We start from the raw sequence: 25,057 nt of genomic DNA, 5'->3' as shown, positions 1-25,057 counted from the left end.
GGCGAGGGCTCCCGGAGCGTAGGAGTCGGGTCAGCGTGAGCGGGTCTGGTGCAGGTGGCGCACCTGTGCCGACAGCTCGCGGACTGTCGGGGCGTCGAAGAACTGCCGCATGCTGAGGCGGATGCCGAGGTCGTCCCGGATCCGGGCGATGATCTGGGTGGCCCGCAGGGAGTGGCCGCCGCAGTCGGCGAAGTGGGTGTCGAGGCCGACGTCGTCCCGGTGCAGCACGTGCCGCCAGATCCGGTGCACCCGGGCGGTGATGTCGTCGCCGGCCGGGGCCGCCGGGCCGGTGGGTGCCGCGGGCCCGGTGAGGAGCCGGCGCACCGCGGCGGCGTCCACCTTGCCGCGTTCGGTGAGCGGCAGGCCGCTCGTCACGACGGCACGGTCGGGCACCATGAAATCCGGCAGGGATTCGCGGGCCGCGGCGAGCACCGCGCCGGCGTCGGCCTGGTGGTCGCCGGTCAGCACCGCGACGAGTTGCGGATCATCGCCGGTGGGGTCCCATCGGAGGACGTGGGCGTCACGGACGCCGGGCAGTCCGCACAGGACGCCCTCGACCTCGGCCAGTTCGACCCGGAAGCCGCGGACCTGTACCTGACGGTCGCGGCGGCCGGTCAGCCGGTCCGTACCGTCCGGGTGCCGGGCGGCGAAATCACCGGTCCGGTACGCCCGGGCGCCCGTCTCGTCGGCGGTGAACCGGTCCGCGGTCGCCGGGGCGTCGTTGAGGTAGCCGGCGGCCACCCCGATCCCGGCTACCTGGATCTCACCGGTTCCGCCGGGGCCGGCCAGCACCCGCAGCCGGGTGCCGCGCAGCGGTGTGCCCAGCGGCAGCGGACGATCGTCGGCAGGGCTGTCCCCGGCCCGGTACTGCGAGGTGAAGACGCTGTTCTCGGTGCATCCGTAGCAGGCCACGAGGGTGCCGGGGAACCGGGCGGCCACGGCGTGGAAGTGTGCGGCCGGTACGGTATCGCCGCCGGTCATCAGCAGGCGCACACCGTCGAGGCGGGCGAACCGGTCCGCCTCGATCTGCCGGAAGACGCCGGCCGGCAGATGCACCACCGAGGTACGGGTACCGGTCACCTGGTCGAGCAGATCGTCCAGGGACATCGTGCGGTCGCGGGGCACGATGAGGGTGGCGCCGGCGTCGGTGGCGGCCCACAGTTCCCACAGCGACGCGCCGAAGCCCGGATGCGCGAGGGCCAGCAACCGGTCACCGGCGTGCAGCCCGGTGAGGTCGCTGTCGCGGACCAGGTGCGCGATACCGGCGTGGGTGAGCGCCACCAGCCGGGCGCCTCCGGTGGTGCCCGAGGTGCTGACCAGGCAGGCGAGTGGTGAACCCGCGCTGTCGAGATGGTCCGGATCCGGTGTGCCGGCGGCCGGGCGGGCCAGGAATTCCAGCGTGCATGGCGGCGTGTCGGCGGCTCCGCCGGTGGTCACCACCAGGTGGGCCCCGGATCGGCGCAGGATCTGCTCGGCGTGGGCGCGGGGCCACCGCGGGTCGAGGTAGAGCTGCACGCCGCCGGCCCGGGCGACCGCCCAGACGGTGGCCAGGTGCAGGGGGCCGGCGGGGAGGCGCACGGCGATCACCGTGTGCGGGCCGGCCCCGCGACGGCGCAGATCGTCGGCGATCCGGTCGGCCCAGGCGCCGATCGTCGAGTACGGATACCAGTCCTCGCCGTAGCGCAGGCCTCCGGGTCCGCCGGCCGCGGCCGTGGTCATCGCGGCCAGCACAGCACCGTCGCGGCTGTCGTTCGTCGGCAAACCGGACCCCCGTCTCGTCAGTTGCGCAACGTGTCGATGCGACCACCTAAACCGCAAAGTCGAGTTTTTGCAACGTTCCGCTCTAAGGTTGCATCATCTTGTTTCGATATCTAGGGTCCGACGTGGATATCGGACAATCGTGGGGGCGATCCTCCCGACTGAGGAGGTCTTCGACATGAGTCAGCCGGTCCACGACATCCGCGTGGAATTCCAGGGCGACTCCGGCGAGGGGCCGCTCACCTGGGGCCAGCGAGCCATCTGGGCGGTGTTCGCCTGGCTGCCCCCGGACGACGCCTCACTGAACCTGGTCGAGGTCTGCCCGATAGCACCCGGCCGTGAGCTGACCGACGTCGCCGCGGCGGTGCGGACCGTCGTGGAACGCCACGCCTCCCTGCGGACCACGGTGCGCCGGGAACCCACCGGCCCCCGCCAGGTGGTGCGCGGCCGGGGCTCGATCACCATCGAGGTCATCGAAGCGGACGCCGCGGACCTTCCGCAGATCGAGCGACGGCTCGCCGCGGCGCCGTTCGACCACGGCCGCGATCTGCTGGTCCGCGTGGCCGTCCGGCTGGAACACGGGCGGCCACGGGAGGTGGTCCTCGCCGTCAGCCACTTCGCCGCCGACGGCTGGAGCATGCGGATCCTCGGCGCCGACCTGACCGATCTGCTGGCCGGCCGCCGGCTCCCGGCCCGCTCCGCCCAGCCGCTGTCCCGGGCGCGGTGGGAGGACGGCCCGATCGCCCGGCGCCGCCAGCAACGGGCCTTCGAACACTGGCGACGGGGCGCCGCCGAACTCCCGCCGATCTGGATGACCGGCCTGGACCGCGACGACACCATCACGGGGCGGTGGGCGGAACTGGACTCCCCCGCGCTCGCCGCGGCGGTGCGGCACCTGTCCGCGATCCACCGGCTCACCACCGGGATGACGCTTCAGTCCCTGGTCAGCCTGGTCCTCGCCATCCGGCAGGACGAGACGGAGACCGGGCTGCGCTGCATCGTGGCCACCCGGTCCCAGCCCGAATTCGCCCAGCTGGTCGCCGCGTTCAACCAGAACGCCCTGTTACGGCTGACCGTCACGGACGAGGATCAGGCGGCGTTCTTCCGGCGGGCCCGCACCGCCGCGCTGGTCGCCCTGGCCACCACCGAATGCGAGCCGGACGAGATGGAGGACCTGGTCACCGCCACCGCCCGGGACCGTGGCATCGAGGCGGGCGGGTTCTGTTTCTACAACGACGTACGCCCCGACGCCGCCCGGGTCACGCCGGCCGCCGGCGCCGCCCCACCTTCGCCGGACCTGGACCGCACGGTCCTGCGACCGCTGGCCGACGACGGCAGGCAGAAGGACGCCAAGTTCTTCCTCTTCGTGTACGAGCTGGACAGCACCGCGATCCTCCGGCTCTGCTCCGACCCGAGATTCGACGGCGCCCCGGCCTTCCTGCGTGATCTGGAACGCGCCGCCGTGGCGATGTCCACCGACGGCGCCGGTCCCGGCCAGGTCCGCCGCCGTCTGCGCGGGCGGGAGAGCCACGTTCCCGCATGACCCGCGGGGCCGATCACGACGGCGCTGCCGCCGGGGCGGTCTGCCGGACGGCCACCGCGGCGGCCCGCACGAAATCTCCGATCAGCATGCTGATCAGTTCCGGCCGCTCGGCGACGAGGTGATGTGAGGTCCCCGGCACCACGCACAGCTGCGCGCCGGGGATCCCCGCGGCGATCCGCAGGCTGTGCCCCGGCCGGATGGTGTCCCGGTCGCCCGACATGACCAGCACCGGCACGTCGATCCGGGCCAGATCGGCCGGGTCGATGTGCGGCTCGTTCGTCCACAGCCGGAACAGTTTGGCCAGCACCACGTCGGCGTGTTCGGGCCCGTCCGGGGAGAGCCGCTCGTAGTGCATCCGCTCGACGTCCGGCTTCTCCTCGGCCTCACCGACGAGGTCGTCGAGCCCCGCCACCGAGGGATCGAAACCGGACGGGTCGAGATTGGCGCTGATCGCCGTCAGCGACCGCACCCGCTCCGGATGATCCAGCGCGAGCAGCAGCCCGATGATCGCCCCGTCGCTGTACCCGACGACATGCGCCGACTCCAGCCCGACGGCGTCCAGATAGGCGAGGGTGTCCGCGACCCCACGCTCATACCCGTACTCCCCGACGATGTCCGCCGAGCGCCCGTGCCCGGGCCGTTCAAAGGCATGAACCCGATGATCGTGTACGAGTGAGTCGGCCTGCGCCCGCATCGACTCCAGCGAACAGAAACCCCCGTGCAGCAGCAGCACCGGCTCCCCGTCCCCGGCGATCTCCGAATAGAGCTCGACTTCCCCGATCCGGAGGTACGTCATGTGGGTGTCACCATTCCTAGAGCCTTGAACGCCCTAAGCTTAGCGAGGCTCTCCACCGGAACTCATTCGTCGCCGCGGACACATCGCTGGGCGAAGGCGATCGCTTCCACACAGGCCGCGTTCCGGGATTCGGCTTCCGGGGTCCACTCAGGCAGATCCTCACGATCGCGGACGGCCTGATGACAGAAGTCGAGGATGCCGTACACCAGTTCGCCCGACAGCCCCGGCCGGTCCCGCCCGGCCGCCACCGCCTGGCGTCCGGAGTCCAGTGCCGCGGCGATCCAGTTCCGGGCCGGGACGGTCTCGATCGGACCCATCCGCTGAAGCGTCCCGCCGATCGCCCGGATCGCCAGGGCCGGCCCGTCACGCCGCTCGATTCCGGCCGGCGCCGCACGGAACGGACCCATCTGATCATCCCAGTAGTACGTCACCCGGATGATCATCCCGTACACGCCGGTCCTCGAGGTCAGCGCGCGGGTCGGAGCCGGACTGTGGACGGAAGTTGAACACCCCGGCCCTCACAGGTGTCTTTCAGGTGAACAATCACTAGGATCCGTGCATATGGGTCTGCAGCCACCGGCGTTCTCCACCGAGCTCTACCGTGTCGTCGTCGGCGTGGCCGATCGATCGCCGGAGAGCGTGCAGTGGTTCATGGAGCACTTCACCGAGTTCTCGATCATCATTCTGATGGGCATCGTGGTGTGGCTGTGGTGGCGGGCCCGCCACGCGAGCGACACGCTGATGGCGATCAGTGTGATGGCGCCGGCCGCGGGCGTGTTCGCCTATCTGACCAGTGAGGTCAGCAAGACCGTCCTGACCGAGGAGCGGCCCTGTCGCGCGGTCGGCCTGCCGATCGTGGCGGCTGAGTGTCCGCCGGTCGGTGACTGGTCGTTCCCCAGCAATCATTCGACGATCGCCGGGGCCTTGTTCATCGCCGCGTTCCTGGTGTCGTGGCGGTGGGGTCTGGTGGCGCTGCCGGTGGCCACGATCGCCGCGTTCTCCCGGGTGTTCGTCGGTGTGCACTACCCGCATGACGTGCTCGTCGGCTATCTGCTCGGTGCGACGGTGACCGCCGTGCTGACGCTGCTGCTGGCCCGCCACGGCGCCCGCCTGGTCGGGTGGGGCCGGTCGCAGCCGGCGCTGAAGTGGGCGCTCGGCCCCGGTCTCCCGGCCCGGGGAGAGGTTCCGACACAGCAGCTCACCGTCGTCGGAGCCGCACGACGGTAGCTCTAACCTGGGCACATGCGGGAGAAGATCCGGATCGGTCTGGCGCTCGGCGGCGGCGCGGTGCGCGGCGCCGCCCACATCGGTGTGCTGGAGGTGCTGGACGAGGCCGGCCTGGAGCCGTCGATCGTCACCGGGACGAGTGTGGGCGCCCTGGTCGGCGCGTTGTACGCGAAGGGCATGACGGCCGCCGAGATCGCCGAGGTGGCGCAGACGTTGCGCTGGTCGCGGCTGGTGCGGCCGGGGATGACCCGTAAGGCGCTGTTCGAGACGTCGAAGCTGGCCGCGTTCCTGGAGCACACCCTGGACGGGGCGGATTTCAAGGATCTGGCCCGGCCGTTCGCCGCGGTGGCCTGTGATCTGGCCACCGGGCGGGAGGTGGTGATGCGGGACGGGCCGGTGGCGAGCGCGGTGCTGGCCAGCGCCGCCATTCCGGGGGTGTTCCCGCCGGTGGACCGGGACGGTCATCTGCTTGTCGACGGCGGGCTGGTCACCATGGTTCCGGCCCGGCTGGCCCGGGAGATGGGCGCCGACATCGTGGTGGCCGTCGACGTGTCCGGGCCGCTGCCGCGCCGCCCGCCGACGACGCTGGTGCACGTGATGGTCGCGGTCAGCACGTTGCAGCCGGGTGGTGGCGATCCGCTGGAGGAGGACGCCGATCTGGTGCTGAATCCGGAGGTGGACGCGTACGCGTTCTGGGAGCTGTCCAGGATTCCGGCGTTCGAGGAGTCCGGGCGGGCCGCCGCGGAGAAGGCGCTGCCGGTGTTGCGTGCCCTGGTCGCGGCCGCGGAGGCGCGCCGTGACTGGTTGCGTTCACTGTGACGGTCCTCATTGACGCGGTACGGACGATCGGCTGTCATATTCGGACCCGTTTTCGGACCGGACAGGAGACACGTACCCGGTGTGGTGGATCTGGGCGGCCGGCACGGTCGTCTTGTTCGGTTCCGGCTTTGCGATGATCGCGGTGCCCCGGCTGCGGGAGCGCGCCGTCCAGCGGCGGGTGGCCTGGTCGGAGGCGCACACCGCGATCGCCACCGCCATGATCAGCCGGGACGCCGCCCGCACCGACGACCCGGAGGCCACCGAGATGCTGCACCGGGCCGAGATGATCGCGGCCGCCCGGGGTGGGCCGGACGCCGCCCGCGAGGCCGCCGGCCTGGCCCGGCGCGCCGACCGGATCTGGGGTGGCCGTGGCCGTCATTGATCTGATCCTGCTCTCCGTCGCCCGGAAGATCTCCGACCTGACCGCCTGGGGTGCGGCCTTCATCGACGAGGTGCTGCGCTGGGGTGCGCTGGCGATCGCCGCCCTGTGCATGATCGTGTTTCTGGGCAGTCAGCACGAGAACATCCAGATCAGCTACGCACAGTCACCGGTGGACACCAGCACCACTCCCCCGACGATCGGTGCCGGCGACGCGACGATCCCGTCCGTCGCCGAGATCACCGCCATGCTCCGGGACGATCCGGTGGTCCGCCTGCCGGGTTCGGTCGCGCACTGGGACACCGAGGTGGTGGCGGCCGCGATCGGCGACAGCGGCCTGCGAATCCTGGTCACCCCGCCGGGCATCGACGAGGCCTCGCACGAGCGGCTGGGGGAGCTCGACGACGCGGACATCCGGATCATCGGGACGTACGTCGGCACCGGCACCATCGCCATCGGCAGCTCGCATCTGGACGACTGGCGGGGCAAGTTCGCCGTCGGTGACGTGACCAGTGACCTTCAGGTGATCATCGCCGAGCTGCGCGGACAGCCGAAACCGGAGACCGTGGACCCGTTCCGCTGGCGGGAGCCGACCGCTGCCGAGACCGAGGTGGTGGCGCGGGATCTGCGCGCGGGTGGCTTCCACCGGGCTGCCGGGGCCACCCTGGAGGCGGCGCCGGAGAACTCCCCGGCGTTCCCGGACGGCCGGGCGCTGTACGTGGCGCTGCCCCAGCAGCCGTTCGGCGAACCGACTCCGGAGTACGGCCCGGCCCTGGCGAGACTGTTCCCGGACACCCCGATCGTGGTGATGTACGGCAACTGGATCGAGTACTCCGGACCGCACGCCGCCGACTTCGCCGAGACCGCCGGTGCCATCTTCTACGACCGGGCCGAGTTGCTGCTGCAGCGGGCGGCGTACCCGCAGCAGGCGGCCCTCACCGTCTACCTGGACCAGGTCACCGACGTGCGGTATGCCGGGCTCGCCGACCGCCCGCTGCCGTACGCCCCACCGGACCCGCTCGACGTCGCGCTGCCCGCCCTGCCGTGGATCTTCGTAATCTGTGTGCTGGTGTTCGTCGGCCTGTCGTTGCGCCCGATCGTCGGTACGCCCGCCGACGCGGGTGTCCGCCGGGCCGCGGGCAGCGCTCCGGCACAGCTCGCCGCGCTGACCACCCTGGCGGTGGAGATGTCCGCGCTGACCGGCCGGCGCAGTGAGGCTCCGCTGGCCCGCGCGCTGATCACCCTGACCGCTGCCCGGGACGCTCTGCGGACGAAACTTCCCGATCAGCATGTACGTTCCCTGCTGCGCACCGCGGAGAAGGAACTCGACGTGGCCGCCCGCCTGCTGCCGTACCGGGGATACCGTCCGGCCGAATACTTCGAACGGCAGCTGTCATGAGCCGGAGACAGCGGGAGGTCGTGGAGCACCGGGTGCCGGTCCGGCGGCGGATCGGCCGGGTGCTGCGGAGACTGGTGACACCGTTCAGCGTGGCGACGACGGCGTGTCTGGTGCTGGCCGGCTGGTCGCTGTGGACCGGCGGGGTGTTCGAGGGCCCGATCGCCCGGCAGGTGCGCACCTCCTCGATCTACACCGTTCCCGGCACCGGCCTGGACGTGGCCGCCGCCGAGCGGGCCGTCGGCAACCGGCGCCTCATCCTGATCTTCCTGGACGCGAGCACCCCGGAACCCGGCCCGATCTGCGACGACCTGGAACGGGCCGCCGACGGCACCCTGGTGATGCTGCTGCGCCCCAAGCCGGACGGCTGGAACAGCTACGCGTGCGCGATGTTCGACGGCGGCTACGAGCTCATGCAGATCGAGGGCGGCATCAGCCGGGGCATCCAGCAGTTCCCCGGCGACCCGCTCGCGGTGGTCAAGGTGGCGGCGGTCAACTACGACCGGCTGGTCCGCACCGGCCTGCTCACCGACGGCCCCCGCACGATCGACCCGTACCTGCCGCGCTATCTGATGGCCGGCGCGGCGGTGCTGTCCGTGCTGCTCGGCTCCCTGCTGATCTGGACGGCCGGCCGGCGTACCGCCCGCTCGGCTGTCGACCGCAGGGAGCGCCTGGAGTCGGCCGGCGACGCCCGGGTGGCGGTGAGCGCCTCGGCGGCGGTGATCGCCCAGCAACTGATCGACCTGGACTCCCGCTACCGCAAGGGGACCCAGGAGTTCCAGCGCCGGTACGCCGCTCTGGCCGCCGAATACGCCGAGCTCCTGGACGACCTGCGGAAGCCGGACGACGGAACCGCCGCCAGACGTGTCGAACGGCTGCTGGAACGGGTCCGCTACCTGTCCCGCCTGCACTGACCCGCCCGGTGACGTGCTCAGTCGACCCGGCTGATGGATCGCCGCCGGGCCGCCACCGTGACGGTCACCCGGGCCACCACGTCGTCCCGGTCCAGGACGGTCCGCAGATCGGCGGTGACCGCGTCGGCGGCCCCGGCGATGTCGTCCAGATCGGCGTGGGGTTCGGCGACGGCGGTGAGCACGACGACGATCCGGCCGCGTTCCCGGACCACCCGGCCGTGCGCCGACCGTACCCCCGGGGTGTCGGCGAGGACGGTGGCGGCGATGCCGGCCGGCCCACCCGGGTCCAGCAGCAGCCGGCCGTCCCGGTCGGAGCCGGGCAGCAGCAGGGCGCCGACCGGGCGGCGGGGCACGTGGGCGATCAGCCACCACACCGCGGCCAGCACGAGCACCGTGCCGGCCGCGGCGCAGGCCCACGGCCACCACGGCTGGCCGGTGGCGGCCTGGACGGACCCGGTGCCCGGGTAGGGCCGGCGGTCCCGCCAGAGACCGCCGGGCCAGTCCGCCCGCCAGGAGAGCAGGGCCGCTCCGAGCCCGGCCAGGGCGATGCCGAGCAGGAGCGAGACGACCCGGTCCAGGCCCAGTACGGTGCGGCGCATCAGGCGATCCTTCCGTCGACGGGCCGGGAGACCCGGGTCCGTACCTGTACCGCCGGTGGTTCGGCCAGGCGCTGTAGTCGTGCGCCGATCGCCTCGCGGACCGCGGCGGCCGGCGCGGGTTCGGCGCCGAGAGTGTGGATCGTGGTGACCACCCGGCGGCGGGAGACCGTCGAGCGGGCGGCCAGCACGCCGTCGACCTCGGCGGCGGCGTCCGAGGCGATCCGGGCGACGTCACGGCGGGTGACGAAGATGCCGGTCCGGCCGGTCAGGGTGAAGGTGCGGCGCACTCGTGGCCGCAGGGCGGTCCCGATCAGCCCGAGGCCGGTCAGCAGCAGAGCGGCGCCGAGCGGGATCGGCCAGGCGCCGGTGAGGGCGTTGTCGGCGGTCCGGGCGATCCCCGGCAGCAGTGGCGCTCCGCCGATGATCCCGAAGCCGGTGAGGGCCTCGCGGATCGTGACGGCACCGGCGCCGAGGAGCAGTACGGCCAGGACCGGGCCGACGACGCCGACCGGGCCGGCGCCGGTGGGTGCGGGCGCCGCCGCCATCGGGACCGCGGCCGGGGCCGGTCCGCGTTGCTGCACCGTGCTCATTGCACCCTCCTCTGCCGGCGGTCGTCGCGCACCATCGAGGCGACCGTGACGTCGACGGCGTCGACCCGCATCCCGGCGAGCCGCCGTAGCTGTTCGGCGACCGTGGACCGGACCTCGGTGGCCAGCCGGGTGGCCGAGACCGGCCACCGTCCGGCGACCGCGACCGCGGCGCGTACCCGGTTCCCGGCGACGACCACGTCGGCGCGCGGGTAGGACCGGGCCAGGGCGCCGGTGACGCGGACCGCTCCGGGGACCTGACCGGCCGCGGCCAGCACGATGCGTTCCACGGCCCGGTCGGCGATGTGGAGGTGACCACGGTCGCCGGCCGGGACGGCCGTGTCACGGCCCGGACCGTCACCCACGGCGCCGGCCCGGCACGAGGTCGGTCAGGTCGATCCGGCCGTCGAGTTGTGCTCCGACCAGGTATCCGACGGCCCCCAGTAGTACTGCCACGACACACCAGCCGAGGCCACCGGTGGCACCGACCAGTGCCAGTAGGAGACCGGCCAGCAGGCCGGCGGTTGATGCGCTCATGCTCACTCCTCAGCGGCGGATGCCGCGGTCACGCCGCGACATCCTCGACGACAACGTGGACGGGTAGACGGGTGGCCGCGTGGACGACGGCGTGGATGCGTTCGGCGGTCATCCGGATCGGGACGTTGCCGTCGAGCACCACGTGCACCTCGATGCGGCCCGGGCCGACCCGGACACCGGCCACCCGGTGGCCGGCCAGATAGGTGGCGACCTCGCCGAACAGGCCGCTGTGCAGGCCTTGGACGCCGGGCACGCCGCGGACCAGGATGGCCACGTCCTCGGCGGTCTGCCCGACCGGGTCGATCACCCGGCCGGCGGCCTCGTCCGGAAGCTCGTTCACTGGACCCGGGTGGAACGCTCCGCCTCACCGGACGGGGCGCTGTCGTCCTCGGGCAGGTGGATGTCGGCGACGGCGATGTTCACCTCGACCACCTGCAGCCCGGTCATCCGCTCGACCGAGGTGATCACGTTGCGGCGTACGCCGGCGGCCAGGTCGCTGATCGCCACGCCGTATTCGGCGATCAGGTCGATGTCGACGGCGGTCTGGGTCTCCCCGACCTCCACCGAGACGCCCTGGGCGTGGTTGGTCCGGGCGCCGGGGATCCGCTCGCGCAGCGCGTTGACGGTGCGCGAGGTTCCGCTGCCCAGCGAGTGCACGCCCACCACGTCCCGGGCGGCGATCCCGGCGATCTTGCTGACCACGGTGTCGGCGATCGAGGTCGTACCTTGCGGGCTGCGCAGGTCGTTGTCCCGGACGGCCAGCCCGGCCGAGGTGGCCGGTGCGGTCTTGGCCTGGGTGGTGGTGACCGAGTCGGTCATGACGATCTCCCTTTGTTGGATGGCGCCGGCTTTCACTGAGTTCGAGGCCACCGGCCGGGCGATCCTCACGGTCGAAGCAATGTGATGCATGTCACAAAGATGGGAGCAGTGGGTGACTTGCGGAGAAAGAGCGGCTCGTGCGCCTGACGGCATTGCAAACCGAGGACGGGCAGGGTCCCGACTCCGAACTGGTAAGACGGGCCCGGCTCGGGGACAAACGCGCCTTCGCGGCCATCGTCTCCCGGCACGGCCCGGCCCTCTACCGGTACGCTTACCGCCTGCTCGACGAACCGGGCAGCGTCGAGGACGTCCTCCAGGAGACCTTCATCGACGCCTGGCGGGGGCTCCCCTCGTTCCGCGGCGAGTCCTCACTGCGGACCTGGCTGTTCACGCTGACCAGGCACCGGGTGTCCCGCGCGCTGCGGGGCCGGCCGGCCAGGCCCCCGGTCGACGTGGCGGAGCTGCGCGACCGGCTGGCCGACCCGCTCGCCGATCCGGTGCACATCCAGCTGGGCGCCGGGCTGCTGGGCGCCCTGGACACCGCGTTACGCCGGTTGCCGACCCGGCAGAGATCGGCTTGGCTGCTGCGGGAGATCGAGGATCTCAGCTACGAGGAGATCGCGACCGTTCTCGGAGAGACCTCGACCGTCGTACGCGGACTGTTGGAACGTGCCCGAGCGGCCCTGGCGACTAGCCTGAAGGAGTGGCGGTGAGCAACCCTGACGACGTCGACGCCCTGACGCGCGCCACCAGACTTCTCCGTGACCACACCGACGAAGGGTGGACGGTGCTGAGCCCCGGCATCCTGGACCGGATGATGCGGGTCTTCCGCCCCTCCGACCCGATCCGGGGCCGGCACCGGCACGGCGACTACTTCGTCCGCTGCGACGTGGTCACCGAGCAGATCCGCCGGGCCGTCGACGCGCTGCCCGGCGCCGCCGCCGCGGACATCACCTGCGTGACCGGCGACCGGGAACGACTGGTCGAGGTGACCGTGGAGATCGCCGCGGACTACGGCAGCCACCTGCCGACCCTCGCGACCGCCGTGCACGACGCCACCCACGCCGTGGTCACCGGGATCCTCGGCGACCTCGCGCCCGGAGCCGACGCCGTGCACTCCCACGTCCACGTCTACGACATCAACGACTGAGGAGAAGACACGTACGCCCGGGTGCGGGCACCCGGGCGTACGAGCGGAGAGCAGAGGTCAGAGCAGGCTCTTCTCCTGCAGCCACTGCTTGGCGACCTGCTCCGGGCGGGCGCCGTCCACCGACACCTGCTTGTTCAGTTCGGTCATCACGTCCTGGGTCAGGGCCGTCGCGATCGGGTCGAAGATCTCCTTCAGCGCGGCCGTGTTGGCGTCGTAGTACTCCGAACGGAACACCGGCGCCGCGTTGTAGAGCGGGAAGAACGACTTGTCGTCCGCCAGCACCACCAGGTTCAGCGCCTTGATCCGGCCGTCGGTGGTGAACACCTCACCGAAGTCGCACGGGTCCTGCTTGTCCGTCGACGTGTAGACGATGCCGGTGTCCAGCACCGTCACGTTGGCCGCCGGGATCTCGAAGCCGTACTTCTTCTGCAGGCCGGGCAGACCGTCGTCACGGGTGGAGAACTCGCTCTCCACGCACAGGGTCACCGCCGCGGGGTTCGTACCCAAGTCGGAGATCTTCGTGGGGTTGCCCAGCCTCTCCGCGGCGGCCTGGCTGTAGGCCAGACCGTAGGTGTTGTTGAAGCCGGCCGGGTTCATCCACACCAGCTTGTTGTCGGCCAGATCCTTCTCGGCCACCTTCGTCCACTGCTCGGCCGGGTCGGCGATCGGCTCGGTCTGCTGGAAGAAGCTGATCCACGCGGTGCCGGTGTACTCCCAGTACACGTCGATCTGGCCGGAGGTGAGCGCGGCCCGGGCGGCGTTCGTACCACCCAGGTTGGTCTCGTCCTTCACGCTCGCGCCGGCGTTCTCCAGGGCCAGCTTGGTGATCTGGCCGAGCACCAGTTGCTCGTCGAAGTCCTTCGAACCGACCGTGACAGTGGTCCCGGCCAGCGGGCCGGTGCCGCCGCCGCCCTCCTCGCCGGAGCCGCACGCGGCGGCCGACAGCAGCAGGCCGAGACCGGCGGCGACAGCGGTGGTCCTGGTGAAGACGTTCATTGTGGTACGTGCCTCTCTCTTACAGTCCACGCGGGGTGAGCAGGTGCTCCACCACGCCGGCGAGGTAGTCGACGAGCAGTGCCAGGCCGGACGCCAGAACCGCGCCCACGATCAGGACCGGGGTACGGTCGAGCTGAATGCCCTGGAAGATGACGTAGCCGAGGGCCTGGACGCCGAAGAAGGTGGCCAGGGTGGCGGTGCCGATGTTGAGGATCAGCGCGGTGCGGATGCCGGCCAGCACCACCGGCACGGCCAGCGGCAACTCCACCCGCAGCAGGGTCTGCATCGGCGACATGCCCATGCCGCGGGCCGATTTGACCAGGGTCTGGTCGACCTGTCGCAGGCCCACCATGGTGTTGCGCAGGATCGGCAGGGCCGAGTAGGCGACCAGGCCGAACACCACCGACTTGAAGCCCACCCCGGCGGCCAGCACGACCAGGGTGATCAGGCCGAGCGACGGGATCGCCTGACCGAGATTGCCCAGCATCAGCACGACCGGGGCGACGAACCGGGCGGCCCGCCGGGTGGCCAGGACGCCCAGCGGCACCGCCACCGCGATCACGATCAGGGTGGAGACGGCGGCCAGTTGCAGGTGCTCGATCACCCGCTTGGCCAGCTCGCCGGAGTTCAGCGTGCGCTGTTCGATGCTGTCGAGTTCCTGGCTGGACACCCACGCCCACAGGGCCAGGCCCACCACGGTGAGCAGGATCGGCATCCCGAGCCAGCGCAGCGGAGTCCGCCGGACGGCGAGATCAACCCTTTGCGGTACGGGTGAGGTGGTCGCGACCATCAGACGCCCACCGTCTTCGCGGCCCGGTAGAACTCGCTGCTGTCACGCTGCACCGACCGGGTGGCCACCATGACCGTCTCGAAGTCGAGCAGGCCCTGGAAAGCGCCACTGCCGTCGACGACCAGCGCGACACCGGCGTTCGAGGTGAGCATGGCGTTGAGCGCGTACGACAGGGTGGAATCGGACTCCACCAGGGCGCTGACCGGCTCCCCCGCCCGCCGCAGGTCCCCGCCGGCCCGGTCCAGATCGCGGGCGTCCACCCAGCGCTGCGGGCGGCCCTGACCGTCCAGCAGCAGCAGTGCCGACCGGCCGGACGACTCCAGCCTGTCGCGCGCCTCGGCCGCGGTGCCGTCGACCCGCGCGGTGGCCGCTCCGGTGTCCAGGGCGACGTCGGCGACCAGGCTCAGGTTGAGGCGCTTGAGCGAGGCGCCGGAGCCGATGAAGTCCTCGACGTACGTGCTGGCCGGGTTGCTGAGGATGTTCGCCGGGGTGTCGTACTGCGCGATCCGCGACTGCTCGCCCAGGATCGCGATCCGGTCACCCAGTTTGATCGCCTCGTCGATGTCGTGGGTGACGAACACGATGGTCTTCTTCACCTGCTGCTGCAGCCGCAGGAACTCGTTCTGCAGCCGCTCGCGGGTGATCGGGTCGATGGCGCCGAACGGCTCGTCCATCAGCATCACCGGCGGGTCGGCGGCCAGCGCGCGGGCCACCCCGATGCGCTGGCGCTGCCCACCGGACAGTTCCTTCGGGTAGCGCCGGGCGAACACCGCCGGGTCGAGGCCGACCAGGTCGAGCAGTTCCTCCACCCGGTCGCCGATCCGGTTCTTGTCCCAGCCCAGCAATTTCGGCACCACGGCGATGTTCTCCGCGACGGTGAAGTGCGGGAACAGCCCGATCTGCTGGATCACGTAGCCGATCCGGCGGCGCAGCGTGTCCGGGTCGGCGGTGGTGACGTCCTCGCCGTCCAGGTGGATGCGCCCCGACGTCGGCTCGATCAGCCGGTTGATCAGCTCCATGGTGGTGGTCTTGCCGCATCCGGACGGGCCGACCAGCACGATGATCTCGCCGCGGGGCATGTCCATCGTGACCCGGTCGACCGCCGGTTTCTTCTGTCCCCGGTAGCTCTTGGTGAGCTCTTCCAGACGGATCATCGGAGTGGTCATCGGATCCCCCTGGCGGTGGTGAGACGGCGGAGCAGGATGAAGACGGAGTCGAAGAGCAGCGCGACGACGACGATGGCGAGCGTGCCGCCGAGCACGAAGTTCAGGGCGAACGGGCTGCCCAGCGAGCGCAGCCCGCGAAAGATCTCGTTGCCCAGCCCGGGGCCGTTGACCAGGGCGGCGATGGCGGCGATGCCGACCACGACCTGGGTGGAGACCCGGACGCCGGTGAGCACGACCGGCCAGGCCAGTGGCAGTTCGATCCGGGCGAACCGGCGCCACGGCCCCATACCCATGCCACGCGCCGCCCGCAGCACGTTGCGATCGACCGAACCGAGGCCGACGACGGTGTTACGGACGATGGGCAGCAGGGCGTAGAGCACCAGCGCGGTGACGGCCGGCGGGGTGCCGAGGCCGAGCAGCGGGATGAAGATCGCGAACAGCGCGAGCGACGGGATCGTCAGCAACGTGGAGGTCACGGCGAGGATCACCGGCCGCAGGCGGGCCGATCGGTGGGCCAGGACGCCGAGGGCGCAACCCAGCACCAGGGCGATTCCGATGGAGAGCGCGACCACCACGATGTGGTCGACGGCATCACTGAACAAATACTCCGCGTTATCGTTAAGGTATTCGTAGAAATCCATAGGCTTTCTTCCGGCCGGGGACATTTAAAAGCGCACGACCGGAGCCGTGCGCCGATGATCCGGCACGTCAGGGCTGCCGGATCCACAGTTGATCATTCAACCCAAGTAACCGTAGAGCAATGTCCAGGGGCTCGACATGACAGTTCCATGACATTCGCCGAGCAGATGTGACAGTCGCGACAATAAATGCGCGCGTTGCATTTACAGCATTGCGATAAGATCACGAATCGATTGGTCGACGTTGGCCGTCCTCGATATCCGCGGGTGTGGCCACGCGCCGTCGCCCGTGATCGTATGGTGGTCCCATGTCCACACGAGACGCCGAGCAGTGGCAGCGCTACCTGGCCGAATACTCGGCCGACGTGCTGCGCACCGCCGAGGACGACGACCTCACCGAGGTCAGTGACCGGCAGCGGGACACCCTCTGGCTCGGGTTCGACGGGGCGCCCGCCGACCGGCTCGACGCCCTGGAGCAGCGGCTCGGGGTCGCGCTGCCGCCGAGTTACCGGGCGTTCCTGGCGGTGTCGGACGGCTGGCTGAACCTCAGCGCGTTCATGTGGACCATGGCCACCACCGAGACCGCCGGCTGGCTGCGGGATGTCGACGCCGAGATGGCCGAGCTGCTGGAGGAGGACGAGGTGGAGGGGCTCGGCGAGCGGGCCCTGCTGGTCTCCGGCGACGGCGACGCCCAGTACTGGCTGCTCGACCCGGGTGACGTGTCCGCGGACGGGGAGTGGGCGGCGTACGTCTGGGCCAGCTGGTATCCCGGTCTCGGTGAGCGGCACGACTCGTTCGCCGCTCTCGTCGACGACCAGCGCGCCTCTTTCGAGAGCCTGAGCGGCCGGGACGGCCGGGCGGTCCACCCGGACGGCGCGGACGAGCTGGTGGACGAGGGCCGGGCGCGGGCGCTGCGCGGCGAGGTGGACGGCGCGATCGAGGTGTTCCGGGCCGCTCAGGAGAAGGGGTCCGGGGCCGGGGCGTACCTGGCGGCGATGCTGGAGGCGTTCACCGAACCGGCCACCGCACATCACACGATTCGCAACGACGTGCTGTCGCGGCGGCACGTGCTGGACGAGATCGGGCTCGAACAGATCCGGGCGGAGGCGGTGCCGCTGTTCCTCAAGGGTTCCGCGCCGGGCCCGTACCGCAATCTGTTCGCCGGCGTCCTCACCGCCGCCGAGGTCGAGGACCTCAGCGCCTTCACTCCCCCGGTCCTGCCCGAGGTCGCGCGATTCCAGACCGCGATCGACCTCGCCCGTACGCTCGTCCGCAACGGCGACCCGGATCAGGCCTGGACGGTCCTGCACGCGGCGCTCCCCTCCTGGCGCCCGCTGTCACCGAACCGGATCGCACCGACGGTTCTGCTCACCGACCCGGATCTGCGCCGTCTGATCAACCCCGAAAGAGCCGCTTGCGTCGTACGCCGTACCGCTCAGTGATCAGCCGGGCCCGCTGGGCGGTCCTGATGGTGTTCTTCACCAACGGGGCCGGCTTCGCCACCTGGGCGCCCCGCATCCCCACCGTGCAGGCGGACCTGGGCCTGGACGCCGGCACCCTCGGTCTCGCGCTGGGCGGCGGTGGGCTGGGCGGGCTGATCTTCACGTTGTTCTCCGGCATGATGGTCGACCGGTTCGGCAGCCACCGGGTGCTGCCGGTCGCGGTCGCCGGGTTCGGTGTCTGCCTGGTCGGCGGGGTGCTGTGCGCGGTCACGCTGTGGCTGTGCCGGGGCCTGCTGCCGCGCGAGCCGTCGGCGCCCGGGACAGCCACCGCGCCCGGCCTGGCCCGGCCCACCACCGGACTGCTGCTGCTGGGCCTGCTGGTGCTGGCCGCGGCGTTCATCGAGGACGTGCCGCTGTCCTGGAGCGCGGTGTACCTGACCGAGCTGGGCACCGGCCCGGGCCAGGCCGGGCTGGCGTTCGTGGCGTTCTCGGTGTGCATGGCCGCCGGCCGGTTCGCCGGTGACCGCCTGGTCGACCGGTTCGGGCCGGTGCGGGTGCTGGTGTGCGGGGCGCTGCTCACCGCGGCGGCCTTCGGGCTCAGCCTGCTGTTCTCCTCGCCGATCGCGGCAATCATCGGGTTCGCCCTGGTCGGGCTGGGCGCCAGCCCGATCTTCCCGGTGGCGTTCAGCCTGGTCGTGCGGTTGTCGGAGGCGGCCACCGGGGCGGGCATCGCCGTCGTCTCACTGATCTCCCGGGCCGGTTTCCTGATCGCCCCGCTGGCCGTCGGCGCGCTCGCCGACACCGCCGGTTTCCGTCCGGCGCTGTCGGTCGTCTGCGTGGCCGGTGTCGTCGTCGCCCTGGCGGCACTGCGGGTGCGCCGCGAACTGGCCCGGGCCGGAGAGGTGTCGTAAGCAGCCGGCTCAGGCGGTGGTGCGCGGGGCGTACATGATGACGGCCACACCGATCAGGCAGATCGCGGCGCCGATGACATCCCAGCGGTCGGGGCGGAACCTGTCGACGACCATGCCCCACGCCAGCGACCCGGCGACGAAGACCCCACCGTAGGCGGCGAGGATCCGGCCGAAGTTGGCGTCCGGCTGCAGGGTGGCCACGAACCCGTACGCACCGAGGGCGACGACGCCGGCCGCGATCCACCACAGACCGCGATTCTCCCGCCACCCTTGCCAGATCAGCCAGGCCCCACCGATCTCGGCGAGCGCGGCGAGGGCGAAGAGCAGCAGCGATCGTACGACGGTCATGCCGGCAACCTACCCGCCGATGATCACCGGGTGCAGGGCCGGGGAGCGCCCGTTCTACCATCGCCGGACACGCGGGGGCGGGAGATCATGGTGGCTTCGATCGGTGACTGGTTCGACAACAGGGCGGGACGGCGGGACGGCGGGACGGGCCACGACCCGGAGAACGACGACCCGGTCGACCGCGGCCGGGACGCCTGGCTCGACGATCTGCACACCCCGCCGGCTCCGGCGCACCGCGACCCACCACGAGCCGCCGGCACCACGGCACCCGCCCCGGGCCGGCGCCGGGTGACGCGTTCCGGCCCCTCGGCGGCTGATCGGCTGGACGCCGAACGCCGGACAGCGGCCGTGCCCACGTCGAAGCCCGCCATGTCGATGTCCGCGATGGCACGCCGGGTCCGGGCCCTCGACGCCTCGGCTCCCGGGTGGACCGTCTCGGCGCTGACCAGGAAGATCCGGGAATACGGCTGGCCGCAAGCCACCAAGTCCGACATCCGGAAGGCGCTCTCCGGCACCGCCGATCCCGCCGAGCCGACCGGCGGGCGGGCGGCCCCGCCACCGCCGCCGAAGACGAACACCCCCCGATCGGCAGCACCGCGGATCCCGGCCCGGCGGCGGTCGAAGGACGAGCGTGAGGCGCGTGTCTGGGCGATCATCACCGGGGTCCGCGGGATCCGCCCCGACCCGCTGCGGCTGCACGTCGCGATGATGGTCTTCGACCAGGTGGCGTCGCTCACCGACACCGCCCGGCTGCACCGTCTGCTGCACCGCTGTGGTTGGACCGGTCTCGATCGCTCGCACACCCGTCGACTCGCCGCGGTGTTCGCCGCCGAGGCCGCCGCCACCCGGCCGGCCGTGCTCGCCGCCGTCGACTGTCATCACGCCACCCTCACCGCGGCGATCCGGGCGATGCGGGCCGCGGCCCCCGACCTCACCGGGCCGGCGATCGCCGTCCGCCTCCGTGAGCTGGGCTGGTCCCGCATGACGACGGCACGTGTGCAGGAGATCCTCGCGCGGATGCGGACTCCGGCGCCGAACCCGGTGGCACGCACGGCCCCCGCTCCCACCCCGGCGCCCGCTCCCCCGCCGCACACCCTGGACATCCGGGAACGCCCGAACCGGAGCACCTGTCACGGCTGCGGCCGGGTGATCTCACGCCTGGGAGTCTGCGGCTGCGCTTGACTGGAGGCGCGGCCCACCGAGGCGGTGCGGGAGGCGTCACGCGTACGTGAAGACCTCTGGCCGCTTCTGAACGCCCTGACGGATGAGACCGCGGCCCTCGGCGACCGGGACCTGCTACCGTCCGCGGCGACTCTGACGTCCACCCGAGGGCGGTCCATGCTTCCGCTGTCCCCCGCCGCGACCCTGGCCGACATCCAGCACTATGTCGCCGAGATGGAGACCGAACGCGGGTTCGCCGGCCGCGGGGTCGTCGACCAGTGCCTGCTGCTCGGTGAGGAGGTCGGTGAGCTGTTCAAGGCCGTCCGCAAGTCGGAGCACCTGCCGGTGGGCTCCACCTCGATCGTCGGCACCGTCGACGAGGAGCTGGCCGACATCCTGATCTTCGTGTGCGCGGTCGCCAACCGCTACGGCATCGACCTGACCGAGGCCCTGCGCCGCAAAGAGGAGCACAACGAGCGGCGTGTCTGGTCCTGAGCCCGCTCCCGGGGCCGGGAGCAGGCGATCGGACTCAGAGGATGCCGGCGTTGCGGCAGGCCTTGCGGTACTCGCCGGCGCAGAGTTCCTGCACGTTCACGTACTCGGCGTCGACGATCGACTTGATGTTGGAGCGGTTGATGGCCTTCGGCTCCAGCTTGACGAACGGGATGTACAGGCCGGACTCCGGGTCCTTCAGCTTGTCGACGACCTTGGTCGCCTTCTCGTCCTTCTTGTAGAGGCCGATCGCCAGGGCGGCGGCCGCGTCGGCCTCGGCCTTGGTGTCCTTGTAGACCGTCATGCACTGGTCGCCGGTGAGGATGTTCTGCAGGCCCTTGACGGTGGCGTCCTGGCCGGTGACCGGGACCTTGCCGTTGCGGCCCTGCTTCTTGAGCACCTCGATGGCCGCGTTGCCGAGGCCGTCGTTGGCGGCCAGCACGCCGCCGATGTTCGGGTACTGCTTGATCATCAGCTCGAAGATCTCGCGGGCGTTGTCCTCGTCCCAGGCGGGCACGAACTGGTCCGGGCCCTTGCGCGCCTCGGCGTTGTCGAACTGCCGGTTCAGGACCGCGTCGTAGCCCGACTTGAACAGGTAGGCGTTGTTGTCGGCGGGTGAGCCGTTGAGTTCGGCGATGACCGGGTTGCTGGCGTTCTTCTGCTTCAGGCAGTTGATCAGCCCTTCGGCCTGGAGCTGGCCGACCTTCTCGTTGTCGAAGCTGACGTAGTAGTCGGCGGCGCCGTTGAGGGTGAGCCGGTCGTAGTCGATCACCTTCACGCCGCGGGCGTGCGCGTCCTGGATGACGGCTTTGCCGCTGGCGGCGGAGAGGTTCACGATGACCAGGACCTTGAAGCCGCGGTCCAGGGCGGTCCGGGCGATCCGCTTGAACTCCTCCTCGTCGCCTTCGGCGTTGAAGATCTGCGCCGGCACCTTGGCCGCGTCGAAGGCGGCCTGCAGGTATTTCGGGTCGTCGTTGGTCCACCGGGTGGAGCTGGCGGTGTCCGGCAGGATGACGGCGATGCCGTCGGTGCCGGTCACCTTGCCGCTGCCGGTGCCGGTGCCCTGGGTGGCGGTGCCCGCGCCGGTGGCGCCGTCGGATCCCTCGCTGTCGCAAGCCGTGAGCGTGGCCGAGGTCAGCAGACCCGCGGCGACCAGGGCGAACAGTGACTTACGCATAGCGATGAATGTCCTCTCAGGGTGTTCCCGAGCTGCGTGAACCGGCCGCCCCCGCCCGGCGCGACACACAGGCGGTCGTCGATCGTCAAGTGGTTATCCGACAGCGATCCGTTGGTGAACGCGACGCATAATGATCACGGCCGCCTACCCACCTGCGGAACCAGCCGTTGGGCTGATCGGATATGGGCCCATCGGTCATTGGTTCCGGTGATGAACGTCAATGTTGATCTCTACGCGGGTAGCGTATGACCTGGGCTGTTACCTTTCGTATCGCCCGGGAGGTTTGACTGGTTTTTCACTCGCTGCAATATCTCCCGGGACTTTTGTCGGATCGACTTAAAGATCGCCTAAACGGGGCCGGTGAGGTGTTCGGCGGCGATCGTCCGGAATTCGTCGATCAGCGGATCGGGGTCACCGATCCGGCCGGCCAGCACGACGTCAGTGTCCGGGGCGCCCTCCGGCGGGACCGGAGTGATCCGGGATGCGGCAGGGCGCGGCGGTTCCCGGCCGGCAGAGCACCTTCGTCCACACGTCCCCGGCCGGGAACAGCGGCGAGCGCGCCGCCGGTACGTCGGCCCTCCCGCCTTCGAACGGGGGGCCGGCTCGGCACGAGTCGGATGACGGGTCTCGGCCACCGCGTCCGGCCGGCGCCGGCGCAGCTCCGGGACCGCCGGGGTGATGATGAGGCCGTCGACGTGCCCGATGATGATCCGCCCCTGAGGTGCGTGGGGGCGGGCGGTGAGCGCGGCGGGCCGCACCCAGCAAGGGCCGTCCTCGGGCAGGAACGCGCGGCCGGCGGTGGTGAGGTGATCGCCGTGTGGGGTCCGCTCCAGCAGGCGCACCCCGTTGGTGAAGTGGACGGGCGCCCGGGTGATCACGGTGGCGATCCGGCCGGCACCAGAAGGTGCTGCGTGATCTGGGCGCCGACGAGTTCATCGACTGCACGGTGACGAAGCCGCAAGACACCGTTCGTGACGTCGACCTGGTGGTGGACACCGTCGGCGGCCCGCACAGCGGGCGTTTCCCGCCCACGGTACGGCGCGGCGGCGGGCTGTTCCCGATCTTCCTGAGCCGGAATGATCCTTCCGAGGCCGCCCGGTACGGCGTCACGGTCTCCTCCACATGACGGCCTGCACCTGGGCGGGCGTTCGGTGAGTAGCGGTGGGGTCCTTCGGCTCGGACCGGCGGTGGTTGCGGTTGGTAGCCATGGCGGCCGGTGCGGTCCCGGTGTCGTCGGCGCCGGTCGCGGTTGGTGTGGGTCGAGGCTGTCAGGCGGTCGCGGGCGGTAGGAACCGACGCCGCCGGGCGTTTACCGGCGGGACGGCCCATGGCAGCTACCCAGAATCAGCAGATTTCGTCACTATTATTCACCTAAATGCCTTTAAAAAGGTTTCCGGATAGCGCTTGCCCCCACGTGCAGACGATCAACAAAAGCAGCGATCTTGGTGGTTTTCTCACCAAATTGATCCTTGCCCTCGGCCGCCTGATCACTTGCGGTCAATCCCTCGCGCGGGCGAGCCGTCCAGCCGAGATCTTGGCGGATTTACCACCGGAAACGGTGGCAAATCCGCCAAGATCGGCCAAGGTGGAGCTGGAAGGCGGACACTCACGCGGGAATTGACCGCGAGCGGGCCAGCGGCCGAGAAGAAGGCTCTATTCGGTGGAAAACTGCCAAGATCGGCCGCGGGCGGGGTTTGTGTGCGGAATACCCACCGTGAACCGAGTCGACAAAGTTAGACAAAAGCCGCTTATTTGCAAAAATGACCGCGGCGAACGACCACAGCGACCGCAGCAAACGACCGCAGCGCACGACCGCGACAGACGACCTCAGCGCACGACCGCGACAGACGACCGCCGCAAACGACCGCAACGCACTACCGCCGGAGGACGGTCGCGGGAGAACGGTCGCAGCGGAACGGGCGCCTGACTACAGGACCGGGATCTCGCCGCCGTCGACGGTCAGGGCTGTTCCGGTGATCCACTGGGCTCGGTCGGAGACCAGGAAGGCCACGGCCTCGGCGATGTCTCTCGGGTCTCCGGGGCGGCCCAGCGGGATGCCCGCGGTGATGTCGGCCAGGGCTACGCCGGCCGCGTCGGCGAAGTTCTGGCGGATCACGTCGGCGCCGGGGGTCAGCACGTTGCCGGGCATGATCGCGGTCACCCGGATGCCGGCCGGAGCGAGTTCCGCCGCGAGTGACTTCGTGTAGTTGTTCAGGGCCGCCTTCGCCGCCCCGTAGTGGGACAGCTGTGGGCCGGGCGTGACTGCCACCCCGGAGGAGATGTTGACGATCACACTTCCGGCGCCGGACTCGTGGAGGGCGGGCAGCAGGGCGTTGTTGACGCGTACGGCGGAAAGGTAGTTGAGGTTGAGCGCGTCGACCCATTCGTCGTCGGGGATGGTCGCGATGCCGCCGAGGTGGACGCGGGCGGCTGCGGCGTTGTTGACGACGATGTCGACGCCGCCGAGTTCGGCCAGGGCCGCCTCGGTGAACGCCCGCACTCCGTCGAGGGTGCTGATGTCGCCGGGGATGAAGGTGGCGCCCTTCGGGGTCTCGTCGGTGATGCCGCGGGCGGTGGTGACGACCGTCGCGCCGGCGTCGAGGAGGCGCTGGGTGATGGCCGCGCCGATGCCGCGGCTGCCGCCGGTGACGATGGCGCGCTTGCCGGCGAGTTCGGTGGGGTCTGCGGGAGCAAGAGTTTTGAACATGCGGTCCAAAATAACGAGTACTGGACCGATCGTCCAGAACTAGTACCGTAGAGGCATGGGGCGACCGCGGAAGTTCGACGAACGTGATGTGATGGCGGCCGCGTACCGGCAGTTCAGCGCCACCGGCTACCACGGCACCTCGGTCGACGACCTGTCCCGCGCCACCGGGCTCAGCAAGGGCAGCCTCTACAGCGCGTTCGGCGACAAGGACGCCCTGTTCCGGCGGGTGTTCGACGAGTACTGCGCGGACTCCGACGTCAGCGCCGCGGCCCGGCTGGCCGGCCCGGAGGAGCAGGCGCTCGACCGGCTCCGCGACTGGCTGCGCGCTCCGGAGGAGGACTGCGGCGATCGGACCGGCTGCCTGCTCGCCAAGGGCACCGCCGAGCTGGCCCGGGAGAACGAGGCGGTGGCCGCCCGCTCACTGGCCGCCCACACCACCCTGCTGGACAGTTGCCGGCTGCTTGTCGAGCAGGCGCAGCGGGCCGGGCACGTCGATCCGGCGGCGGACGCCGAGGCGCTCGGTGGATTGATCGTGGCGACCCATCGTGGACTCGAGGCGCTCGGCAAGGCGGGGGTCGGCGCGGTGACCAGAAACCGTATAGCCGACGCCGCGATCGACAGCATCTCGATCGCGGCTGACCAGCGCCGATCTGATCAATAACAGTTTTCTGCGCAATTTTTATTCGGGGCCATTCAGTTCCGGAA

32 protein-coding genes are annotated in these 25,057 nt (G+C 70.8%); 15 read left to right on the top strand and 17 right to left on the bottom strand.

The genetic code is table 11. The features are described 5' to 3' along the window. Window positions 1-30: 30 nt before the first annotated feature. Entirely contained in the window at window positions 31-1,761 is a 1,731-nt protein-coding gene (locus tag ACQ0O7_RS26175) for a non-ribosomal peptide synthetase (protein WP_430785283.1), read from the bottom strand. A gap of 175 nt (window positions 1,762-1,936) precedes the next feature. On the opposite strand from ACQ0O7_RS26175, the gene ACQ0O7_RS26170 reads away from it, so the two are divergent. Next, a complete protein-coding gene (locus ACQ0O7_RS26170) occupies window positions 1,937-3,301 on the top strand; it encodes a condensation domain-containing protein (protein WP_430785281.1) in 1,365 nt (454 codons plus the stop codon). Between the two features lie 13 nt (window positions 3,302-3,314). On the opposite strand, the gene ACQ0O7_RS26165 is transcribed toward ACQ0O7_RS26170, so the two are convergent. Beyond that, entirely contained in the window at window positions 3,315-4,097 is a 783-nt protein-coding gene (locus tag ACQ0O7_RS26165; protein ID WP_430785279.1) for an alpha/beta fold hydrolase, read from the bottom strand. A 62-nt stretch (window positions 4,098-4,159) separates the two neighbouring features. Next, the gene (locus tag ACQ0O7_RS26160) at window positions 4,160-4,549 is read right to left on the bottom strand and encodes a hypothetical protein (RefSeq protein ID WP_430785277.1); all 390 of its coding nucleotides are present in this window, start codon (window positions 4,547-4,549) and stop codon (window positions 4,160-4,162) included. 109 nt (window positions 4,550-4,658) lie between these two features. Here ACQ0O7_RS26160 and ACQ0O7_RS26155 point away from each other — a divergent pair, with 109 nt between their 5' ends. From ACQ0O7_RS26155 to ACQ0O7_RS26135, 5 genes are all read left to right on the top strand, one after another. Continuing rightward, a complete protein-coding gene (locus tag ACQ0O7_RS26155; protein ID WP_430785275.1) occupies window positions 4,659-5,324 on the top strand; it encodes a phosphatase PAP2 family protein in 666 nt (221 codons plus the stop codon). Between the two features lie 15 nt (window positions 5,325-5,339). Next, entirely contained in the window at window positions 5,340-6,143 is an 804-nt protein-coding gene (locus tag ACQ0O7_RS26150; protein ID WP_430785273.1) for a patatin-like phospholipase family protein, read from the top strand. A 79-nt stretch (window positions 6,144-6,222) separates the two neighbouring features. Continuing rightward, window positions 6,223-6,525, top strand: coding sequence for a DUF6403 family protein (locus ACQ0O7_RS26145; protein ID WP_430785271.1), 303 nt, complete (start codon window positions 6,223-6,225; stop codon window positions 6,523-6,525). Continuing rightward, a complete protein-coding gene (locus ACQ0O7_RS26140) occupies window positions 6,512-7,921 on the top strand; it encodes a hypothetical protein (RefSeq protein ID WP_430785269.1) in 1,410 nt (469 codons plus the stop codon). The genes ACQ0O7_RS26145 and ACQ0O7_RS26140 overlap by 14 nt, the downstream gene beginning before the upstream one ends. Further along, window positions 7,918-8,832 (top strand): hypothetical protein, encoded by a 915-nt coding sequence (locus tag ACQ0O7_RS26135; protein WP_430785267.1) that lies wholly within the window; start codon window positions 7,918-7,920, stop codon window positions 8,830-8,832. Before ACQ0O7_RS26140 ends, ACQ0O7_RS26135 begins: the two co-directional genes overlap by 4 nt. A gap of 17 nt (window positions 8,833-8,849) precedes the next feature. On the opposite strand, the gene ACQ0O7_RS26130 is transcribed toward ACQ0O7_RS26135, so the two are convergent. The 6 genes from ACQ0O7_RS26130 to ACQ0O7_RS26105 are packed head-to-tail and all read right to left on the bottom strand — an operon-like array spanning window position 8,850 to window position 11,374. Then, window positions 8,850-9,431, bottom strand: coding sequence for a hypothetical protein (locus ACQ0O7_RS26130; RefSeq protein ID WP_430785265.1), 582 nt, complete (start codon window positions 9,429-9,431; stop codon window positions 8,850-8,852). Beyond that, window positions 9,431-10,021, bottom strand: coding sequence for a DUF6286 domain-containing protein (locus ACQ0O7_RS26125; RefSeq protein WP_430785263.1), 591 nt, complete (start codon window positions 10,019-10,021; stop codon window positions 9,431-9,433). Before ACQ0O7_RS26125 ends, ACQ0O7_RS26130 begins: the two co-directional genes overlap by 1 nt. After that, on the bottom strand, window positions 10,018-10,383 hold the full coding sequence (locus tag ACQ0O7_RS26120) for an Asp23/Gls24 family envelope stress response protein (RefSeq protein WP_430785261.1): 366 nt from the start codon (window positions 10,381-10,383) through the stop codon (window positions 10,018-10,020). The genes ACQ0O7_RS26125 and ACQ0O7_RS26120 overlap by 4 nt, the downstream gene beginning before the upstream one ends. Next, window positions 10,376-10,555, bottom strand: a complete 180-nt coding sequence (locus ACQ0O7_RS26115) for a hypothetical protein (RefSeq protein WP_430785259.1) — start codon at window positions 10,553-10,555, stop codon at window positions 10,376-10,378. The genes ACQ0O7_RS26120 and ACQ0O7_RS26115 overlap by 8 nt, the downstream gene beginning before the upstream one ends. A 28-nt stretch (window positions 10,556-10,583) precedes the next feature. Further along, entirely contained in the window at window positions 10,584-10,895 is a 312-nt protein-coding gene (locus ACQ0O7_RS26110; protein WP_430785257.1) for a hypothetical protein, read from the bottom strand. Beyond that, entirely contained in the window at window positions 10,892-11,374 is a 483-nt protein-coding gene (locus tag ACQ0O7_RS26105; protein ID WP_430785255.1) for an Asp23/Gls24 family envelope stress response protein, read from the bottom strand. Before ACQ0O7_RS26105 ends, ACQ0O7_RS26110 begins: the two co-directional genes overlap by 4 nt. 137 nt (window positions 11,375-11,511) lie before the next feature. Between ACQ0O7_RS26105 and ACQ0O7_RS26100 the strand changes: the two genes are divergently transcribed. Together ACQ0O7_RS26100 and ACQ0O7_RS26095 are read left to right on the top strand one after the other, a co-directional pair. Next, the gene (locus ACQ0O7_RS26100; RefSeq protein WP_430785253.1) at window positions 11,512-12,087 is read left to right on the top strand and encodes an RNA polymerase sigma factor; all 576 of its coding nucleotides are present in this window, start codon (window positions 11,512-11,514) and stop codon (window positions 12,085-12,087) included. Then, window positions 12,084-12,524, top strand: coding sequence for a hypothetical protein (locus ACQ0O7_RS26095; RefSeq protein ID WP_430785251.1), 441 nt, complete (start codon window positions 12,084-12,086; stop codon window positions 12,522-12,524). The genes ACQ0O7_RS26100 and ACQ0O7_RS26095 overlap by 4 nt, the downstream gene beginning before the upstream one ends. Before the next feature lie 57 nt (window positions 12,525-12,581). Here ACQ0O7_RS26095 and ACQ0O7_RS26090 read toward each other — a convergent pair whose 3' ends face one another. The 4 genes from ACQ0O7_RS26090 to ACQ0O7_RS26075 are packed head-to-tail and all read right to left on the bottom strand — an operon-like array spanning window position 12,582 to window position 16,078. Next, a complete protein-coding gene (locus ACQ0O7_RS26090; protein ID WP_430785249.1) occupies window positions 12,582-13,520 on the bottom strand; it encodes a glycine betaine ABC transporter substrate-binding protein in 939 nt (312 codons plus the stop codon). Window positions 13,521-13,539: 19 nt separating this feature from the next. Further along, window positions 13,540-14,310: an ABC transporter permease gene (locus ACQ0O7_RS26085; protein ID WP_430785247.1), complete on the bottom strand. Its 771-nt coding sequence runs from the start codon at window positions 14,308-14,310 to the stop codon at window positions 13,540-13,542. Continuing rightward, on the bottom strand, window positions 14,310-15,476 hold the full coding sequence (locus ACQ0O7_RS26080; protein ID WP_430785245.1) for an ABC transporter ATP-binding protein: 1,167 nt from the start codon (window positions 15,474-15,476) through the stop codon (window positions 14,310-14,312). Before ACQ0O7_RS26080 ends, ACQ0O7_RS26085 begins: the two co-directional genes overlap by 1 nt. Beyond that, window positions 15,473-16,078 (bottom strand): ABC transporter permease, encoded by a 606-nt coding sequence (locus ACQ0O7_RS26075; RefSeq protein ID WP_430785243.1) that lies wholly within the window; start codon window positions 16,076-16,078, stop codon window positions 15,473-15,475. Before ACQ0O7_RS26075 ends, ACQ0O7_RS26080 begins: the two co-directional genes overlap by 4 nt. Before the next feature lie 344 nt (window positions 16,079-16,422). Here ACQ0O7_RS26075 and ACQ0O7_RS26070 point away from each other — a divergent pair, with 344 nt between their 5' ends. Together ACQ0O7_RS26070 and ACQ0O7_RS26065 are read left to right on the top strand one after the other, a co-directional pair. Continuing rightward, entirely contained in the window at window positions 16,423-17,556 is a 1,134-nt protein-coding gene (locus ACQ0O7_RS26070) for an SMI1/KNR4 family protein (RefSeq protein ID WP_430785241.1), read from the top strand. After that, window positions 17,529-18,467 carry an MFS transporter gene (locus tag ACQ0O7_RS26065; RefSeq protein ID WP_430785239.1) on the top strand — a complete coding sequence of 313 codons (939 nt, stop codon included), beginning with the start codon at window positions 17,529-17,531 and terminating at the stop codon, window positions 18,465-18,467. The genes ACQ0O7_RS26070 and ACQ0O7_RS26065 overlap by 28 nt, the downstream gene beginning before the upstream one ends. 9 nt (window positions 18,468-18,476) lie before the next feature. Here ACQ0O7_RS26065 and ACQ0O7_RS26060 read toward each other — a convergent pair whose 3' ends face one another. Beyond that, on the bottom strand, window positions 18,477-18,815 hold the full coding sequence (locus ACQ0O7_RS26060) for a YnfA family protein (RefSeq protein ID WP_430785237.1): 339 nt from the start codon (window positions 18,813-18,815) through the stop codon (window positions 18,477-18,479). Window positions 18,816-18,902: 87 nt separating this feature from the next. Between ACQ0O7_RS26060 and ACQ0O7_RS26055 the strand changes: the two genes are divergently transcribed. Together ACQ0O7_RS26055 and ACQ0O7_RS26050 are read left to right on the top strand one after the other, a co-directional pair. Further along, complete coding sequence (locus ACQ0O7_RS26055) at window positions 18,903-19,997, top strand: hypothetical protein (RefSeq protein ID WP_430785235.1); 1,095 nt, start codon at window positions 18,903-18,905, stop codon at window positions 19,995-19,997. Window positions 19,998-20,153: 156 nt separating this feature from the next. Beyond that, entirely contained in the window at window positions 20,154-20,471 is a 318-nt protein-coding gene (locus tag ACQ0O7_RS26050; protein ID WP_430785233.1) for a MazG nucleotide pyrophosphohydrolase domain-containing protein, read from the top strand. Between the two features lie 34 nt (window positions 20,472-20,505). Here the strand turns inward: ACQ0O7_RS26050 and ACQ0O7_RS26045 are convergent, their stop codons facing one another. Both ACQ0O7_RS26045 and ACQ0O7_RS26040 read right to left on the bottom strand, forming a co-directional pair. Then, window positions 20,506-21,645, bottom strand: a complete 1,140-nt coding sequence (locus ACQ0O7_RS26045) for a sugar ABC transporter substrate-binding protein (protein ID WP_430785231.1) — start codon at window positions 21,643-21,645, stop codon at window positions 20,506-20,508. A 347-nt stretch (window positions 21,646-21,992) separates the two neighbouring features. Then, window positions 21,993-22,523 (bottom strand): hypothetical protein, encoded by a 531-nt coding sequence (locus tag ACQ0O7_RS26040; RefSeq protein WP_430785229.1) that lies wholly within the window; start codon window positions 22,521-22,523, stop codon window positions 21,993-21,995. A gap of 26 nt (window positions 22,524-22,549) precedes the next feature. Between ACQ0O7_RS26040 and ACQ0O7_RS26035 the strand changes: the two genes are divergently transcribed. Continuing rightward, window positions 22,550-22,771, top strand: coding sequence for a hypothetical protein (locus ACQ0O7_RS26035; RefSeq protein ID WP_430785227.1), 222 nt, complete (start codon window positions 22,550-22,552; stop codon window positions 22,769-22,771). Window positions 22,772-23,059: 288 nt separating this feature from the next. Continuing rightward, entirely contained in the window at window positions 23,060-23,266 is a 207-nt protein-coding gene (locus ACQ0O7_RS26030; protein WP_430785225.1) for a hypothetical protein, read from the top strand. Between the two features lie 306 nt (window positions 23,267-23,572). Here ACQ0O7_RS26030 and ACQ0O7_RS26025 read toward each other — a convergent pair whose 3' ends face one another. After that, entirely contained in the window at window positions 23,573-24,352 is a 780-nt protein-coding gene (locus ACQ0O7_RS26025) for an SDR family oxidoreductase (RefSeq protein WP_430785223.1), read from the bottom strand. A gap of 55 nt (window positions 24,353-24,407) precedes the next feature. Between ACQ0O7_RS26025 and ACQ0O7_RS26020 the strand changes: the two genes are divergently transcribed. Next, window positions 24,408-25,013, top strand: coding sequence for a TetR/AcrR family transcriptional regulator (locus tag ACQ0O7_RS26020; protein WP_430785221.1), 606 nt, complete (start codon window positions 24,408-24,410; stop codon window positions 25,011-25,013). The last annotated feature ends 44 nt before the right edge of the window (window positions 25,014-25,057 follow it).

It is taken from the genome of Actinoplanes sp. G11-F43, from assembly GCF_050589265.1.
Classification (GTDB): domain Bacteria; phylum Actinomycetota; class Actinomycetes; order Mycobacteriales; family Micromonosporaceae; genus Actinoplanes.
The sequence above is the reverse complement of the archived record's forward strand: the minus strand, read 5'-3'. Positions and strand labels throughout refer to the sequence as shown.

Bases quoted from the DNA above. Each gene is read 5' to 3' on its own strand.
- ACQ0O7_RS26125 (WP_430785263.1), bottom strand. From the start codon at position 10,021: ATGAGCACGGTGCAGCAACGCGGACCGGCCCCGGCCGCGGTCCCGATG.
- ACQ0O7_RS26060 (WP_430785237.1), bottom strand. From the start codon at position 18,815: ATGACCGTCGTACGATCGCTGCTGCTCTTCGCCCTCGCCGCGCTCGCC.
- ACQ0O7_RS26080 (WP_430785245.1), bottom strand. From the start codon at position 15,476: ATGACCACTCCGATGATCCGTCTGGAAGAGCTCACCAAGAGCTACCGG.
- ACQ0O7_RS26130 (WP_430785265.1), bottom strand. From the start codon at position 9,431: ATGCGCCGCACCGTACTGGGCCTGGACCGGGTCGTCTCGCTCCTGCTC.
- ACQ0O7_RS26085 (WP_430785247.1), bottom strand. From the start codon at position 14,310: ATGGTCGCGACCACCTCACCCGTACCGCAAAGGGTTGATCTCGCCGTC.
- ACQ0O7_RS26165 (WP_430785279.1), bottom strand. From the start codon at position 4,097: ATGACGTACCTCCGGATCGGGGAAGTCGAGCTCTATTCGGAGATCGCC.
- ACQ0O7_RS26150 (WP_430785273.1), top strand. From the start codon at position 5,340: ATGCGGGAGAAGATCCGGATCGGTCTGGCGCTCGGCGGCGGCGCGGTG.
- ACQ0O7_RS26025 (WP_430785223.1), bottom strand. From the start codon at position 24,352: ATGTTCAAAACTCTTGCTCCCGCAGACCCCACCGAACTCGCCGGCAAG.
- ACQ0O7_RS26045 (WP_430785231.1), bottom strand. From the start codon at position 21,645: ATGCGTAAGTCACTGTTCGCCCTGGTCGCCGCGGGTCTGCTGACCTCG.
- ACQ0O7_RS26090 (WP_430785249.1), bottom strand. From the start codon at position 13,520: ATGAACGTCTTCACCAGGACCACCGCTGTCGCCGCCGGTCTCGGCCTG.
- ACQ0O7_RS26170 (WP_430785281.1), top strand. From the start codon at position 1,937: ATGAGTCAGCCGGTCCACGACATCCGCGTGGAATTCCAGGGCGACTCC.
- ACQ0O7_RS26155 (WP_430785275.1), top strand. From the start codon at position 4,659: ATGGGTCTGCAGCCACCGGCGTTCTCCACCGAGCTCTACCGTGTCGTC.
- ACQ0O7_RS26020 (WP_430785221.1), top strand. From the start codon at position 24,408: ATGGGGCGACCGCGGAAGTTCGACGAACGTGATGTGATGGCGGCCGCG.
- ACQ0O7_RS26135 (WP_430785267.1), top strand. From the start codon at position 7,918: ATGAGCCGGAGACAGCGGGAGGTCGTGGAGCACCGGGTGCCGGTCCGG.
- ACQ0O7_RS26105 (WP_430785255.1), bottom strand. From the start codon at position 11,374: ATGACCGACTCGGTCACCACCACCCAGGCCAAGACCGCACCGGCCACC.
- ACQ0O7_RS26070 (WP_430785241.1), top strand. From the start codon at position 16,423: ATGTCCACACGAGACGCCGAGCAGTGGCAGCGCTACCTGGCCGAATAC.
- ACQ0O7_RS26055 (WP_430785235.1), top strand. From the start codon at position 18,903: ATGGTGGCTTCGATCGGTGACTGGTTCGACAACAGGGCGGGACGGCGG.
- ACQ0O7_RS26115 (WP_430785259.1), bottom strand. From the start codon at position 10,555: ATGAGCGCATCAACCGCCGGCCTGCTGGCCGGTCTCCTACTGGCACTG.
- ACQ0O7_RS26050 (WP_430785233.1), top strand. From the start codon at position 20,154: ATGCTTCCGCTGTCCCCCGCCGCGACCCTGGCCGACATCCAGCACTAT.